Raw genomic sequence first — 15,930 nt, 5'->3', positions numbered from 1 at the left:
GAACCGTCTTTCGACGCTTCAGCAAATTGGGTATGCGATAGTTTGTGCGGCTTTTGTGAATGGTTGCGAACTTTCGGTTCATTGCGTCTTCACACACCGCAATCTGGCTCTTAAGCTCAAATTGCTTGGGTGTTATATGGTCAAGCCTCACGGGCAATTAGTATTGGTTAGCTCAACGCCTCACAGCGCTTACACACCCAACCTATCAACGTCGTAGTCTTCGACGGCCCTTCAGGGGACTCAAGGTCCCAGTGAGATCTCATCTTGAGGCTAGTTTCCCGCTTAGATGCTTTCAGCGGTTATCTATTCCGAACATAGCTACCCGGCAATGCCACTGGCGTGACAACCGGAACACCAGAGGTTCGTCCACTCCGGTCCTCTCGTACTAGGAGCAGCCCCTCTCAAATCTCAAACGTCCACGGCAGATAGGGACCGAACTGTCTCACGACGTTCTAAACCCAGCTCGCGTACCACTTTAAATGGCGAACAGCCATACCCTTGGGACCGGCTTCAGCCCCAGGATGTGATGAGCCGACATCGAGGTGCCAAACACCGCCGTCGATATGAACTCTTGGGCGGTATCAGCCTGTTATCCCCGGAGTACCTTTTATCCGTTGAGCGATGGCCCTTCCATACAGAACCACCGGATCACTAAGACCTACTTTCGTACCTGCTCGACGTGTCTGTCTCGCAGTCAAGCGCGCTTTTGCCTTTATACTCTACGACCGATTTCCGACCGGTCTGAGCGCACCTTCGTACTCCTCCGTTACTCTTTAGGAGGAGACCGCCCCAGTCAAACTACCCACCATACACTGTCCTCGATCCGGATAACGGACCTGAGTTAGAACCTCAAAGTTGCCAGGGTGGTATTTCAAGGATGGCTCCACGCGAACTGGCGTCCACGCTTCAAAGCCTCCCACCTATCCTACACAAGCAAATTCAAAGTCCAGTGCAAAGCTATAGTAAAGGTTCACGGGGTCTTTCCGTCTAGCCGCGGATACACTGCATCTTCACAGCGATTTCAATTTCACTGAGTCTCGGGTGGAGACAGCGCCGCCATCGTTACGCCATTCGTGCAGGTCGGAACTTACCCGACAAGGAATTTCGCTACCTTAGGACCGTTATAGTTACGGCCGCCGTTTACCGGGGCTTCGATCAAGAGCTTCGCGTTAGCTAACCCCATCAATTAACCTTCCGGCACCGGGCAGGCGTCACACCCTATACGTCCACTTTCGTGTTTGCAGAGTGCTGTGTTTTTAATAAACAGTCGCAGCGGCCTGGTATCTTCGACCGGCGTGGGCTTACGTAGCAAGTACTTCACCCTCACCGGCGCACCTTCTCCCGAAGTTACGGTGCCATTTTGCCTAGTTCCTTCACCCGAGTTCTCTCAAGCGCCTTGGTATTCTCTACCCAACCACCTGTGTCGGTTTGGGGTACGGTTCCTGGTTACCTGAAGCTTAGAAGCTTTTCTTGGAAGCATGGCATCAACCACTTCGTGTTCTAAAAGAACACTCGTCATCAGCTCTCGGCCTTAGAATCCCGGATTTACCTAAGATTCCAGCCTACCACCTTAAACTTGGACAACCAACGCCAAGCTGGCCTAGCCTTCTCCGTCCCTCCATCGCAATAACCAGAAGTACAGGAATATTAACCTGTTTTCCATCGACTACGCTTTTCAGCCTCGCCTTAGGGACCGACTAACCCTGCGTCGATTAACGTTGCGCAGGAAACCTTGGTCTTTCGGCGTGGGTGTTTTTCACACCCATTGTCGTTACTCATGTCAGCATTCGCACTTCTGATACCTCCAGCAAGCTTCTCAACTCACCTTCACAGGCTTACAGAACGCTCCTCTACCGCATCACCTAAGTGATACCCGTAGCTTCGGTGTATGGTTTGAGCCCCGTTACATCTTCCGCGCAGGCCGACTCGACTAGTGAGCTATTACGCTTTCTTTAAAGGGTGGCTGCTTCTAAGCCAACCTCCTAGCTGTCTAAGCCTTCCCACATCGTTTCCCACTTAACCATAACTTTGGGACCTTAGCTGACGGTCTGGGTTGTTTCCCTTTTCACGACGGACGTTAGCACCCGCCGTGTGTCTCCCATGCTCGGCACTTGTAGGTATTCGGAGTTTGCATCGGTTTGGTAAGTCGGGATGACCCCCTAGCCGAAACAGTGCTCTACCCCCTACAGTGATACATGAGGCGCTACCTAAATAGCTTTCGAGGAGAACCAGCTATCTCCGAGCTTGATTAGCCTTTCACTCCGATCCACAGGTCATCCGCTAACTTTTCAACGGTAGTCGGTTCGGTCCTCCAGTCAGTGTTACCTAACCTTCAACCTGCCCATGGATAGATCGCCCGGTTTCGGGTCTATTCCCAGCGACTAGACGCCCTATTAAGACTCGCTTTCGCTACGCCTCCCCTATTCGGTTAAGCTCGCCACTGAAAATAAGTCGCTGACCCATTATACAAAAGGTACGCAGTCACAGAACAAAGTCTGCTCCCACTGCTTGTACGCATACGGTTTCAGGATCTATTTCACTCCCCTCTCCGGGGTTCTTTTCGCCTTTCCCTCACGGTACTAGTTCACTATCGGTCAGTCAGTAGTATTTAGCCTTGGAGGATGGTCCCCCCATATTCAGACAAAGTTTCTCGTGCTCCGTCCTACTCGATTTCATGACCAAGAGATTTTCGCGTACAGGGCTATCACCCACTATGGCCGCACTTTCCAGAGCGTTCCGCTAATCTCAAAGCCACTTAAGGGCTAGTCCCCGTTCGCTCGCCACTACTAAGGGAATCTCGGTTGATTTCTTTTCCTCAGGGTACTTAGATGTTTCAGTTCCCCTGGTTCGCCTCTTAAGCCTATGTATTCAGCTTAAGATAACCATCTTATGATGGCTGGGTTCCCCCATTCAGACATCTCCGGATCAAAGTCTGTTTGCCGACTCCCCGAAGCTTTTCGCAGGCTACCACGTCTTTCATCGCCTCTGACTGCCAAGGCATCCACCGTATGCGCTTCTTCACTTGACCATATAACCCCAAGCAATCTGGTTATACTGTGAAGACGACATTCGCCGAAAATTCGCGCTACTCAATTAAGAGCAACTCACAAATTTTACCTTAGCCTGATCCGTTACCAGTGAAAGTAACGTTCAGTCTATCTTTCTATCACATACCCAAATTTTTAAAGAACGATCTAGCCAAAGACTAGAAATCAACATTCACCATCCTTCGATGGAATGCTCATTTCTAAGCTTTCAAACTTCAGAAGCAGTAGTGGTGGAGCCAAACGGGATCGAACCGTTGACCTCCTGCGTGCAAGGCAGGCGCTCTCCCAGCTGAGCTATGGCCCCGTATCTCTACAGGTTTCCCACACAAAATTGGTGGGTCTGGGCAGATTCGAACTGCCGACCTCACCCTTATCAGGGGTGCGCTCTAACCAACTGAGCTACAGACCCAATTTCGGGCTGCTTCTATCGTCTTCTTCAATGAATCAAGCAATTCGTGTGGGAACTTATGGAGTAGCTGAGTCGTCGATTAAGGAGGTGATCCAGCCGCAGGTTCCCCTACGGCTACCTTGTTACGACTTCACCCCAGTCATGAATCACACCGTGGTAACCGTCCTCCCGAAGGTTAGACTAGCTACTTCTGGTGCAACCCACTCCCATGGTGTGACGGGCGGTGTGTACAAGGCCCGGGAACGTATTCACCGCGACATTCTGATTCGCGATTACTAGCGATTCCGACTTCACGCAGTCGAGTTGCAGACTGCGATCCGGACTACGATCGGTTTTGTGGGATTAGCTCCACCTCGCGGCTTGGCAACCCTCTGTACCGACCATTGTAGCACGTGTGTAGCCCAGGCCGTAAGGGCCATGATGACTTGACGTCATCCCCACCTTCCTCCGGTTTGTCACCGGCAGTCTCCTTAGAGTGCCCACCATTACGTGCTGGTAACTAAGGACAAGGGTTGCGCTCGTTACGGGACTTAACCCAACATCTCACGACACGAGCTGACGACAGCCATGCAGCACCTGTCTCAATGTTCCCGAAGGCACCAATCCATCTCTGGAAAGTTCATTGGATGTCAAGGCCTGGTAAGGTTCTTCGCGTTGCTTCGAATTAAACCACATGCTCCACCGCTTGTGCGGGCCCCCGTCAATTCATTTGAGTTTTAACCTTGCGGCCGTACTCCCCAGGCGGTCAACTTAATGCGTTAGCTGCGCCACTAAGAGCTCAAGGCTCCCAACGGCTAGTTGACATCGTTTACGGCGTGGACTACCAGGGTATCTAATCCTGTTTGCTCCCCACGCTTTCGCACCTCAGTGTCAGTATCAGTCCAGGTGGTCGCCTTCGCCACTGGTGTTCCTTCCTATATCTACGCATTTCACCGCTACACAGGAAATTCCACCACCCTCTACCATACTCTAGCTTGTCAGTTTTGAATGCAGTTCCCAGGTTGAGCCCGGGGCTTTCACATCCAACTTAACAAACCACCTACGCGCGCTTTACGCCCAGTAATTCCGATTAACGCTTGCACCCTCTGTATTACCGCGGCTGCTGGCACAGAGTTAGCCGGTGCTTATTCTGTCGGTAACGTCAAAATTGCAGAGTATTAATCTACAACCCTTCCTCCCAACTTAAAGTGCTTTACAATCCGAAGACCTTCTTCACACACGCGGCATGGCTGGATCAGGCTTTCGCCCATTGTCCAATATTCCCCACTGCTGCCTCCCGTAGGAGTCTGGACCGTGTCTCAGTTCCAGTGTGACTGATCATCCTCTCAGACCAGTTACGGATCGTCGCCTTGGTGAGCCATTACCTCACCAACTAGCTAATCCGACCTAGGCTCATCTGATAGCGCAAGGCCCGAAGGTCCCCTGCTTTCTCCCGTAGGACGTATGCGGTATTAGCGTCCCTTTCGAGACGTTGTCCCCCACTACCAGGCAGATTCCTAGGCATTACTCACCCGTCCGCCGCTGAATCAGAGAGCAAGCTCTCTTCATCCGCTCGACTTGCATGTGTTAGGCCTGCCGCCAGCGTTCAATCTGAGCCATGATCAAACTCTTCAGTTCAAACATCTTTGGGTTTTGAGAAAACCCTAAACTTGGCTCAGCAATCGTTGGTTACATCTTTGATTTCTCGCGGAGTAACTTGTGATGCTGATAATCTGTTGACTAGCAGTCTGACTCCACAAGCACCCACACGAATTGCTTGATTCAGTTGTTAAAGAGCGGTTGGTTAAGATCTTTCGTCTCAACCGAGGCGCGCATTCTACAGCAGCCTCATTTGCTGTCAAGTGATTATTTTTAGAAGTTTTCAAGGATTCCTTAACAACTTCAACCACTTGCGCTTTCGATCTCTCGTCAGCGGGAGGCGAATTCTACAGCGTTACTCGCTGCTGTCAACACCTCTTTTTCAACTTCCTTTCGACTTCGATGACCTGAAGCAACCTGCTGTCGAAAACTGCATAACTCATTGTTTACCAAGGAGTTTTCCGTTTCGACTGCGCCGGAAGTGGGGCGAATTATAGGCTTCCAGAATCTGCCGTCAACCACTGATTTGGGTTTTCTATCAATTACTTGCAAAAGACAGGGCAAGATCACCTTCTCTTCTATATAGAAGAGATCACCAGTGCCTGAAGAAGTCTGTGGCCACGGTAGGTTCGTGTTGCGTGGAAGGCGCCAGTGCCTGTCCACCCGATGACACCCGCGGCGAGCAGCGGCATGGATTTTCCGTAGCGACCGACGAAGTGCGCACCCTGGCGATGCGCACTTGGGAGCCGGCCAAATGATTCAGACCACGCTCGAAAACCACTCGCTCAGGGCCCACGAGAACCTAGAGCAGGTGGTGGTTCGAGGCGCAGGCTCGGGCTCACTATCGGACCGCTTGCATGCTGCCGGTTTCGTTCAAGCGGATATGCCAGCTCAACGCCTGGTTGAGATCGTGAGGAGTATGCCCGCCCAAGCGGCAAGCGGCGGTGAAGTAATCGTTGAGTGCCTCCTGGTAGTCCGGGTGCACACAGTGATCAATGATGATTCGGGCTCGCTCCCGAGGCGCAAGCCCCCGCAAGTCAGCCAGTCCTTGTTCGGTTACCAGAATATCGATGTCATGCTCTGTGTGGTCGACGTGGCTGACCATAGGCACTACGCGAGAGATTTTCCCGTCCTTGGCAATTGATTTAGTCACGAATATCGACAAGTGGGCGTTGCGGGCAAAATCCCCCGAGCCGCCAATGCCGTTCATCATGTGTGTACCGCCGACATGGGTGGAGTTGACGTTGCCGTACAGGTCAAACTCCAGCGCGGTGTTGATGGCAATAATCCCTAGACGCCGGATGACCTCCGGGTGGTTGGAGATTTCCTGTGGGCGCAAGACCAGGCGCTCGGCGTATTGCCCCAGGTTCTTGAAGACCCGCTCGCCACAGGCACTGGAAAGGGTAATGGAGCAGCCCGAGGCAAATTTCAGCTTGCCGGCATCCAGCAGGTCAAAGGTGGAATCCTGCAATACCTCGGAATACTGAACCAGGTCGTTAAACGGGGCGTCGATCAAGCCGCACATCACTGCGTTGGCGATGGAGCCCACCCCCACTTGCAGCGGCGCCAGGTTTCTCGGCAGGCGCCCCATTTCCACCTCATTCTCGAAAAAACGAACCAAATGATTGGCAATGGCCTGAGTGTCGTTGTCAGGCGGCAACATGGGAACGGCCGCCTCAGCTGTGTTGCTGATAACGATGGCGGCGATGCGTGACGGGTCGATCTCGATGGCATGGCTGCCAATGCGGCTGTTTGACTGGAGAACAGGAATCGCGCCACGGTGTGGACGGTTCTGGGGTTGGTAGATGTCATGCAGCCCTTCAAAATGAGGGCTGCTCGCCAGGTTGAGTTCAACGATGACCTGCTTGGCGGCCAGTGCCAGGCTGGCCGAGTTGCCCACCGACGAGGTGGGCACGATATGCCCCAACTCAGTGATGCACACTGCCTCGATAACCGCGATATCCGGAGTCGGCAGGTAGCCACCGCGCAACTGCTCGACCACTTCCGAGAGGTGCTGGTCGATAAACATCACCTTCCCTTCGTTGATTGCCTTGCGCAACACAGGGTCGCCCTGAAAAGGCATGCGCCGGGCCAACAGTCCCGCTTCGGCCATCATCCCGTCCAGACCATGGCCAAGGCTGGCGCCGGTGATCAGGTTGATTTTCAGCGGGTCGCGCTTGGCCTGTTCGATCAAGGCCAGGGAGACTGCCGTGGCGTCTCCGGCACCGCCAAAACCACTGATGCCGATGGTCATGCCGTCTTTAATGAGCAGGGCGGCCTGTGGTGCACTCATGATTTTGTCGTGCAGGGAAGCCAGCCGGATACGCGCAGCGTGCATGGAAAAAACCTCGAAGGTAGGGAATAGCAGGCGGGTCACCGGACATCTGCCACTCGACCGGTAATCACGCCCATTCCGGGCAGTGCCTCTGAAAGGCACTGCTCGTCGGATTGTTCGTTAGTCTGGGCACAAGCGAAGGCCGAGACGATTAAGGCAGGCGTCGCCAAGGCGTGTGGCGAGGGCCATCACCTGGATCGCTCAGGTCCGCGCAGGGTCAGAACTGCTCATCGTCCAGCGCCATGATGCTTTTACTGCCACCGCCAATCGCCGCCAGCAGCGCGTGTACGCGAGGCAGCAGTTGCTCGGCATAGAAATTGGCAGTAATCAGCTTGGCACCCAGGAATTGCGGATCACCATTGCCCGAGTCCAGCAGGGCTTGAGCACTGAGTGCCGAGCGGGCCATCAACCAGCCGCCACTCAGGTAGCCGAACAGCATCATGAAATTGACGCTGATGCTGCCCGCCAGGTGGGCATCGTTTTGGGCATTGTCGAGGAGCACGCGCAGAGCGGCGCGACCTGCGCACAAGGCATCGTCCAGTGCCTTGGCCTGATGGGCCAGTGTGGCCGAACCTTGTAGCAGGGCGACGGTTTCACCGATTTCGTCCAGCAAACGGGTGAGCAGTTCGCCTTGGTTGAGCAGGGTCTTGCGCCCGACCAAGTCCAGTGCCTGGATGCCGGTGGTGCCTTCATAAATGGTCAGGATACGGGCATCACGGTAGTGCTGGGCTGCGCCGGTTTCTTCGATAAACCCCATGCCGCCGTGAATCTGCACACCGAGCGAGGTCACCTCTTGCGCCATTTCTGTCAGCCACCCTTTAACGATTGGTGTGAGCAGGTCGACGCGACCTTGATGGACCTTCGCCGTGTCGGCGTCAGGCGCGTGAGCAGTGCGGTCCACTTCGGCAGCGGCCACCAACGCCAGGGCCCGCATCGCTTCGATGGACGACTTCATCTGAAGCAGCATGCGACGGACATCGGGGAAATGGATGATAGAGAAACGGCTGCCATCCTTGCGAGTGCCTTGCAGACGATCTTTTGCGTACTGACGCGCCTGCTGATAAGCCCGCTCCGAGATGGCCAGCCCTTGCAGGCCTACGCTTTGCCGGGCGTGGTTCATCATGGTGAACATGCAAGCCAACCCTTGGTGCGGTTCGCCCACCAGATAACCGATGGCTCCGCCGTTGTCGCCAAAGCTCATGACGCAGGTCGGGCTGCCGTGGATGCCCAGTTTATGTTCCAGGGAGATGCAGCAGGCATCGTTACGTGCGCCAGGCTCGCCTTTGGCATCCAGCAAGAATTTAGGCACCAGGAACAGGGAAATCCCTTTGACGCCGGCCGGTGCATCCGGCAGCCGGGCCAGTACCAGATGGACAACGTTGTCCGTCATCTGGTGGTCGCCCCAGGTGATAAAGATTTTTTGCCCGCTGATGAGGTAGTGGTCACCCTGAGGAATGGCTCGGCTCTTGATGGCGGCCAAATCCGAACCGGCATCGGGTTCGGTGAGGTTCATGGTGCCAGTCCATTCGCCGCTGACCAATTTGGACAGGTAAGCCTCGCGCAGGGCGGGCGAGCCATGGTGCGCGATCGCTTCAATCGAGCCTTGGGTCAGCATCGGACAGAGGGCGAAGGCCATATTTGCCGAGTGCCAGATCTCACTGACAGCGGTGCCAATCACGTTGGGGAGGTTTTGGCCGCCCCAGGCTTCAGCGGCGGTCAATGAAGGCCAGCCGCCAGCCTGGAATTGGTGGTAGGCGTCGGCGAACCCGGGAGCTTCCTGCACGCCTTGCTCATTCAGGCGCGAGCCTTGGGTGTCGCCAATCCGATTGAGTGGTGCCAATACCCCGGAGCCCAGTCGACCGGCTTCGGCCAGAATCGCGGAAACCAGCTCATCGTTGACGTCGTCCAGATGGGCCGACGCGCACAAGGCTTCAAACTCGACCAGTTCTTTGAGCACGAACGTGGTGTCGCGGTAGGGGTGGGTGTAATCACTCATTTTTGTTTCCTCACTAAAACGATGCGTTAGGCAGACCGCCTGTGTCAGCCACAGCGGGGCAAACGACTGGGTAATAACGGGCGTGCTTCAGTGTCGACCTGAGTCACATCAGGCCTTGGCTGATAGCACTCGGTAATCGACTAAATTGGCCATGTTCACGGAACTCTTGCTTCAAACGTTACGCACCAGGTGGCGCCGGTAATGACCACGGCGTCGCAGATGCAAAGGCGTTCATTGGTGCCGTGCCCGCCCCGGGAACCGGCGCGGCAATTGGCGCGTATCGGGAAGGCTGTGCGTCGCAGCGGCGTACGTACACACTGCAACGGTGGCGCACCGACTTGTCTAGCGTGCGGTTTTTCAGGCGGGATGCCTCTGTTTCGGATGCCGTCACGTTCTGGCGGACGGTAACCGCATCGACTACTTGCACGTGCACGGACGGGCTTCCTTGGAGGCAATAACAGCGCTCTGACCGGGTCAGACAGGCGTCTACAGGTGGCGGCTAGCTTCTATCGGGAGGCCCCTCGGCGACAATAACGAAACCAGTCTAAAAATAGACATAATCGGACAGCGCTTAGGCGATAAACTGAACGTACACACTGCAGGACTGCCTCCGATGGGCATCGAACGCTATTCAATCTCTATCCATTTCGCCCGAATGCTGATGAATGCCGGCCACCGTCTTCAGCTCGACGAAGCGGAGCTGCTCAAGGAAGCAGGCCTTAACCAGCGCATGCTGGATAATGCCCATCTGCGGATCACGCCTGACCAATTCAGCCGCCTGATGCGGGCCGTCTGGCGCCTGGCTGACGACGAGTTTCTTGGCATGGGCTCGCAACGCTGTCCACAGGGTGTCTTTGCCATCATGGCCAAGCAGGTCATTCATTCGCACAACCTGCATTCGGTGTATTACAAGCTCAGCCACTTCTACAACGTGATCAATGACTCCCTGCATCTGTCACTCGACATCGTTGGCGATGAGGCGTTTTTTTCGATGGCGCTCAAGGACCCGGCCAAAGACCAGGATTACTTGTTGAGAGGTTTCCTGTTGCTGCTGTGGCATCGATTTCCCAGCTGGTTGATTGGCCAGCGGATCTCCCTGAAACATGTCGCGTTTGACCATCCTGCACCCAAACACCTGACCGAATACCGCTTGATGTTTCCTTGCCCGGCGAAGTTCGACCAGGCCGTGACCTGCCTGGTGTTCGATGCCGCGATACTCACGGCACCGTTGGTGCAAACGCCCGAGACCCTCGGCCATCACTTGAAGCGGGCACCATTCGACTGGTTCACTCGCCCTGCCTATTACCCGGTTTATACACGGCGGGTACTGGATCATCTGGAGCGTTCCGAGGACCTGGCTGAAACAACCATTCAAAGTGCCGCCCTTGAATTGCACCTCACCGAGAGAACGCTCAGGCGAAAACTCGCGGCCGAAGGCAGCCAATTTCAACGCCTCAAGGACGGAGTGCGTCGCGACATGGCGATCCACTACCTGAGCCAGACGTCGATGTCGATCAGCCTCATTTCCCAAATGCTGGGTTTTTCCGAGCCGTCCGCGTTCACCCGAGCGTTTCGGCAATGGACCGGCGAGCTACCCAAGAACTACCGAGACGTGGCGCGCCAAAAGAAATAGCCCTCAGTCTCTTTTCGGACGGTTCAGTGAGCTCTGCTGGCCTGAATCAATCGCTGTCCCCGCCACCAAGCACCGCCCTCCCCCCCGGCCCAGCCTTTTATCCATATTGCTACGCCGGTTTCCGCAAAAGACTTAATGCATCATGTTGTATAGTCTTTGGCCAAACAGCCCCATGCATCCGGTGATTCATGCCTTACCCCTTCGACGCGATCACTCACACCTATCTGGGCAGCAACGTTTACTCCCAACTGCGCAACGCCTTGATCACGGGCAGCCTCAAGCCTGATGATCGACTGCGCATCCGGGAGCTGGCCAGCCAGCTGGGAACAAGCGTCACCCCCGTGCGAGACGCCATTTTGCAACTGGCGAAAGAGAAAGCGCTGGTGCTCAAGACCCCCAAGGACATTCGAGTACCAGTGCTCGACAGTGCGGCCTATCTGGAAATCCGCACGCTAAGGTTGAATCTTGAAGGCCTTGGTGCCGAAACCGCCGCGCGGCTTGCAACCTCAAACGACCTTAAACGCATCGACGCCAACATTCAGCTCAACCTCGAAGCCATCAACAATAGCGACCTTCCTGAAGCGTTACGCCTGAATAGCGAGTTTCACTTTTTGATCGCGGAAGCTGCACGCATGCCTTTGCTGCGCAGCTATCTGGACAGTCTGTGGATGCGCGCAGGACCGCTGATCGCACAGGCGTATGCGCATTTCTCCCTGACCATGGCCATTGAACACCATATCGAAGTACTCAATGCCCTGCGTCAGCAGGATGCGGCAGCCGCCAAACACGCAATCCAGGCGGACATTCTCGACGGCAATCAAAAAATGCTGGAGTTCATAGCCGTCAGTCAGGAAGCGGCTTGCTGACGAAACGATCCCTGATGCCCCTATTGACTACTTGCACGCCTAAAAACATGATGCATCAAACTTCAATTACGAAGAGCCGTGCTCATGAGCGAGAAAAAAAAGCTACTGTTAACCGGCGCCAGCCGCGGCATTGGCCATGCGACGGTCAAGCATTTCAATGCGGCTGGCTGGGAAGTATTCACCGCCTCCCGGCAAAGCTGGGTCGCTGAATGCCCTTGGGCGGAAGGCTTGCTCAACCATATCCATCTGGATCTTGAGGACATCGACAGTGTCAGCGCCAGCCTCGCGACCATTAAGGAAAAACTCGGGGGACGGCTTGATGCGCTGGTAGACAACGCTGGCGTGTCACCAAAAAGTCCGGAAGGTGGTCGACTTGGCGTGCTGGAAACCGATTACGCCACGTGGTTGAAGGTGTTCAACGTCAACCTGTTCTCTACCGCCCTCCTCGCTCGCGGCCTGTTCGATGAACTGAAAGCCGCCCAGGGCAGCATCATCAATGTCACGTCCATTGCGGGTTCCAAGGTGCACCCTTTTGCTGGCGTTGCCTACGCCACTTCCAAGGCGGCGCTCTCGGCTCTGACTCGGGAAATGGCCTATGATTTCGGCCCGCACGGGGTGCGGGTCAACGCCATTGCCCCCGGCGAAATCGACACCGCCATCCTGTCTCCGGGCACCACCGACATCGTCGAACGACTGGTACCCATGAATCGCTTGGGCAAACCGGAGGAAGTCGCCTCGCTGATTTACTTCCTCTGCACCAGCGGCGCTTCTTACGTGAACGGAGCGGAAATTCACGTTAATGGTGGACAGCATGTCTGATGCCATCATGGTCAAGGGGTGCTACACCGAATTGATGACCACCCAGGCGCCAATCGTGTCACCTGCCGAAGCACTGGAACTCGCTGATCGGGTATACGGCCTCAAAGGCACGTTGAAGCTGCTCAATGGCGAACGCGATGCCAACTTTCTCATCCGGTCCAGCTGCGGCGCCTTCGTCCTGAAATTCATCAACCCAGCCGAAGATCCCGGCGTCATCAGCTTCCAGACCCAGGCGTTGCTGCACATCGGGCGGCACGGTGCGCACCTGCCGGTTCCGCGTGTGCTGCCTGCGCTCAGTGGGGAGGTTGAACCGAAAGTGCTGGTGAGCGAGCAAACACTGACACTGCGCACCGTCAGCTACCTGGACGGTATTTCGCAGAATCTGGGCAAGCCCAGCGTTGCGCTGATGCGCGAACTCGGTACCTCCCTGGCCGAAATCAACCTGGCCCTCAATGACTTCCAGCACCCTGCCGCTCATCGCGATCTGCTCTGGGATGTCGGCCACGCGGAACGAATCAGGCCGTATCTGGATAACCTGGACGTCGATCAACTGCCATTGGTTTGCGCCCTGCTGGACAGCTACGAAACGTCGGTAAAACCGCGCCTGGCCAAACTGCGTGCGCAGGTGATTCATAACGATCTAAACCCGCACAACGTCATGCTCGACTGCGAAACCGCCAGCCGCGTTGCGGCCATCATCGACTTCGGCGATGCCCTCCACGCCCCGCTAATCAACGAATTGGGAACGGCTCTCTCATATCAGTTCGACGCCGACGCCACCGACCCACTCTGGCAGATCAAGGCCTTTGTCGCCGCCTACCACGCAAAGATCCCGTTGCAGCGCGAGGAGCTGGCTGTACTCGGCGACCTGATCGCCATGCGCATGGCCATGGCCATCACCATCGCCCAGTGGCGCGCCAGCCTGTATCCGGAAAACCGCACCTACGTCCTGCGTAACCTGCGCACCACCTGGCGCAATCTGCAATGCCTCACCGCCTTGCCCGAGGGGTTGCTGACCCAAAGCCTGATCAACGCCTGCACACCGGAGGCTTCATGAGTTCATCCACCGCCGCTGAATTGCTCGCCCGTCGCCAACGCGCACTGGGCGCCAGCTATCGATTGTTTTACGAGGAACCCTTCGCGCCGGTGCGGGGTGAAGGCGTGTGGCTGTACGACAAACACAATGCCGCCTACCTGGATGCCTATAACAACGTAGCGTCCATCGGTCATTGCCACCCCGCCGTGGTCGCAGCCATTGCCGAGCAAAGCGCCCTGCTCAATACCCACACGCGCTATCTACACCCATCGATCGTGGAATACGCAGAAGACCTGCTCAGCGAGTTTCCCCCGCAGCTCGATAACATGACCATGACCTGCACCGGCAGCGAGGCCAACGATCTGGCGTTGCGCATCGCACGATGCCACAGCGGCGGAACGGGCATCATTGTCACCCGCTGGGCCTACCACGGCGTGACCAGCGCATTGGCCGAGGTATCGCCATCGCTGGCCACGGGCCTCCCCACCGCCAGCCATGTGCGCCTGGTGGAGGCCCCGGATTCCTACCGCCGAACCGCCGATTTCGTCGCCAACGTCAAAGCGGCCGTGCAAGACATGCAGGCGCAAGGCATCAAACCCGCGGCGCTGCTGGTCGACAGCATTTTCTCCAGCGATGGTGTGTTCAGCCCCGCGAACGGCGAACTGGCCGCTGCCGCGCAATGCATGCGAGACGCCGGCGGACTGTATATCGCCGATGAGGTGCAGCCAGGGTTCGGCCGCACCGGTGGGCAGCGCTGGGGGTTTGCCCGTGAATCAGTGGTTCCGGATCTGGTTACGCTGGGCAAACCCATGGGTAACGGCCATCCAGTTGCCGCGGTGGTCGGGCGCTCGGCGCTGTTCGACCAATTTGGTCACCAACAACGTTATTTCAATACGTACGGGGGTAACCCGGTGTCCTGCAAGGCTGCGCACGCGGTACTGCGGGTACTGCGCGAAGAAAACCTGCAAGCCAATGCCCGCAATGTCGGCAGCTATCTCAAGGAGGGGTTGCGCAAATTGGCCGAGCGCCATGAAGTCATTGGCGATGTACGCGGCGAGGGGCTGTTCATTGGTGTCGAACTGGTTGCAGACCGCGAGACGCAAGCCCCGGCAACAGTTGCCGCGGCGACGGTCGTCAACGGCATGCGCCGCCGTCAGGTGCTGATCAGCTCGACCGGCCCCATGGCCAACATCCTCAAGATTCGCCCACCGTTGGTATTTGCCCGCGAGCATGCGGACCTGCTGCTCGAACGACTGGATGCAACGTTGAACGACCTGCGCTGAACGTCACGCTTTACCGGCGCCGATTTGGCGGAACCAGCCTCGGCGCCCGCAACAGGTCCTGATATGGGGTAATCCGGCATCGATTCAGGCGTCCAGGCACACCACCGGGGCGCTGGTCGACGCGCATTAATGCAAATACCCGTCAATCCAGGACTGGTAGCTATAAGGAGGGATAAGCATTGCGATGGGCGTAGTGACCGAAGCAGACACCGAGAGCGGTCAACTGCAATAGCTGAAAAATGAGAGGGTGGCTGGATATATGGTGTCCCAGGGCAGGTTCGAACTGCCAACCTTCCCCTTAGGAGGGGGATGCTCTATCCAATTGAGCTACTGAGACACAAACTGCCCGCAAGAATTTGCGGAGCAATGGACGGCGTGCATGTTAACGGGCAAGCATGGCTTTGTCATGTCGTCCTTAGGCATTTTAAGTGTAGGCATACGCCACGCAGGATCGCGAAATTTGCTGAGGAAGCCAAAAAAGATCCCTTGACGCTCCTTTCACCCAGACAGCTCCAGGATGCTACATCAGACAAATCTGGTCGCCATCCATCCTAAATCGCTCTGAGTATGCACTTGGCCCTAGTAAATCGGCCATTTGCCACTATCCTGTAGGAGCAAGGAACAGCGATTGAATTCGCACGAAAGGCCCTTCAGATATTATCGACACTCTCAGTCGGGCAAAGGACGCGGCCAGCAATACGGAACCAGACCACTTTCCAGACCAGTCCGTATTTCTGATAATTGGTGCTGGCATAATGCCTTTATCCAGTTCAATATTTGTCACAGAATTGACGCCAATGATCTGGCTCAGTGAGGCATGATGCGAGCCTCTATCAATTCAGGTTGAACATTTGACCAGAGCGCTTGTCCTATCAGACATCCTGCGGTCAATCCCGAAAACCGCTCCCCTGAACTAACCGGTTAAATA

Annotated in this window: 7 protein-coding genes, 3 tRNA genes and 2 rRNA genes; 5 read left to right on the top strand and 7 right to left on the bottom strand. The window is 55.9% G+C overall.

All coding sequences use genetic code 11. The features are described from left to right. Positions 1-136: 136 nt before the first annotated feature. The 6 genes from ACX3YD_RS06125 to ACX3YD_RS06100 form a co-directional block, all read right to left on the bottom strand. Positions 137-3,028 (bottom strand): 23S ribosomal RNA (locus ACX3YD_RS06125). A 247-nt stretch (positions 3,029-3,275) separates the two neighbouring features. Beyond that, positions 3,276-3,351, bottom strand: a tRNA-Ala gene (locus tag ACX3YD_RS06120). A 28-nt stretch (positions 3,352-3,379) separates the two neighbouring features. Further along, positions 3,380-3,456 (bottom strand) — tRNA-Ile (locus ACX3YD_RS06115). Between the two features lie 80 nt (positions 3,457-3,536). After that, positions 3,537-5,073, bottom strand: a 16S ribosomal RNA gene (locus ACX3YD_RS06110). The 16S and 23S rRNA genes sit together here with 2 tRNA genes alongside, the layout of an rRNA operon. 802 nt (positions 5,074-5,875) lie before the next feature. Continuing rightward, positions 5,876-7,372: a succinate CoA transferase gene (locus tag ACX3YD_RS06105; RefSeq protein WP_458959478.1), complete on the bottom strand. Its 1,497-nt coding sequence runs from the start codon at positions 7,370-7,372 to the stop codon at positions 5,876-5,878. A 214-nt stretch (positions 7,373-7,586) separates the two neighbouring features. Further along, positions 7,587-9,365 (bottom strand): acyl-CoA dehydrogenase, encoded by a 1,779-nt coding sequence (locus ACX3YD_RS06100; protein ID WP_458959477.1) that lies wholly within the window; start codon positions 9,363-9,365, stop codon positions 7,587-7,589. A gap of 613 nt (positions 9,366-9,978) precedes the next feature. Between ACX3YD_RS06100 and ACX3YD_RS06095 the strand changes: the two genes are divergently transcribed. The 5 genes from ACX3YD_RS06095 (at position 9,979) to ACX3YD_RS06075 (ending at position 15,002) form a co-directional block, all read left to right on the top strand. After that, a complete protein-coding gene (locus ACX3YD_RS06095; RefSeq protein ID WP_103405955.1) occupies positions 9,979-10,998 on the top strand; it encodes an AraC family transcriptional regulator in 1,020 nt (339 codons plus the stop codon). 188 nt (positions 10,999-11,186) lie between these two features. Continuing rightward, positions 11,187-11,864, top strand: coding sequence for a GntR family transcriptional regulator (locus ACX3YD_RS06090; protein WP_103405954.1), 678 nt, complete (start codon positions 11,187-11,189; stop codon positions 11,862-11,864). An 84-nt stretch (positions 11,865-11,948) separates the two neighbouring features. Continuing rightward, a complete protein-coding gene (locus tag ACX3YD_RS06085; RefSeq protein WP_047532313.1) occupies positions 11,949-12,683 on the top strand; it encodes an SDR family NAD(P)-dependent oxidoreductase in 735 nt (244 codons plus the stop codon). Next, entirely contained in the window at positions 12,676-13,740 is a 1,065-nt protein-coding gene (locus tag ACX3YD_RS06080) for a phosphotransferase (protein ID WP_458959476.1), read from the top strand. The genes ACX3YD_RS06085 and ACX3YD_RS06080 overlap by 8 nt, the downstream gene beginning before the upstream one ends. Beyond that, positions 13,737-15,002, top strand: coding sequence for an aminotransferase class III-fold pyridoxal phosphate-dependent enzyme (locus tag ACX3YD_RS06075; RefSeq protein ID WP_458959475.1), 1,266 nt, complete (start codon positions 13,737-13,739; stop codon positions 15,000-15,002). The genes ACX3YD_RS06080 and ACX3YD_RS06075 overlap by 4 nt, the downstream gene beginning before the upstream one ends. Positions 15,003-15,262: 260 nt before the next feature. Here ACX3YD_RS06075 and ACX3YD_RS06070 read toward each other — a convergent pair. Then, positions 15,263-15,339, bottom strand: a tRNA-Arg gene (locus ACX3YD_RS06070). Between the last annotated feature and the right edge of the window lie 591 nt (positions 15,340-15,930).

It is taken from the genome of Pseudomonas fluorescens group sp. PF-1 (assembly GCF_054481335.1).
This window is presented reverse-complemented; position numbering and strand designations above follow the sequence as displayed.

Excerpts from the sequence above, each read along its gene's own strand:
- ACX3YD_RS06105 (WP_458959478.1), bottom strand. The coding sequence starts at position 7,372 with ATGCACGCTGCGCGTATCCGGCTGGCTTCCCTGCACGACAAAATCATG.
- ACX3YD_RS06100 (WP_458959477.1), bottom strand. The coding sequence starts at position 9,365 with ATGAGTGATTACACCCACCCCTACCGCGACACCACGTTCGTGCTCAAA.
- ACX3YD_RS06095 (WP_103405955.1), top strand. The coding sequence starts at position 9,979 with ATGGGCATCGAACGCTATTCAATCTCTATCCATTTCGCCCGAATGCTG.
- ACX3YD_RS06090 (WP_103405954.1), top strand. The coding sequence starts at position 11,187 with ATGCCTTACCCCTTCGACGCGATCACTCACACCTATCTGGGCAGCAAC.
- ACX3YD_RS06085 (WP_047532313.1), top strand. The coding sequence starts at position 11,949 with ATGAGCGAGAAAAAAAAGCTACTGTTAACCGGCGCCAGCCGCGGCATT.
- ACX3YD_RS06080 (WP_458959476.1), top strand. The coding sequence starts at position 12,676 with ATGTCTGATGCCATCATGGTCAAGGGGTGCTACACCGAATTGATGACC.
- ACX3YD_RS06075 (WP_458959475.1), top strand. The coding sequence starts at position 13,737 with ATGAGTTCATCCACCGCCGCTGAATTGCTCGCCCGTCGCCAACGCGCA.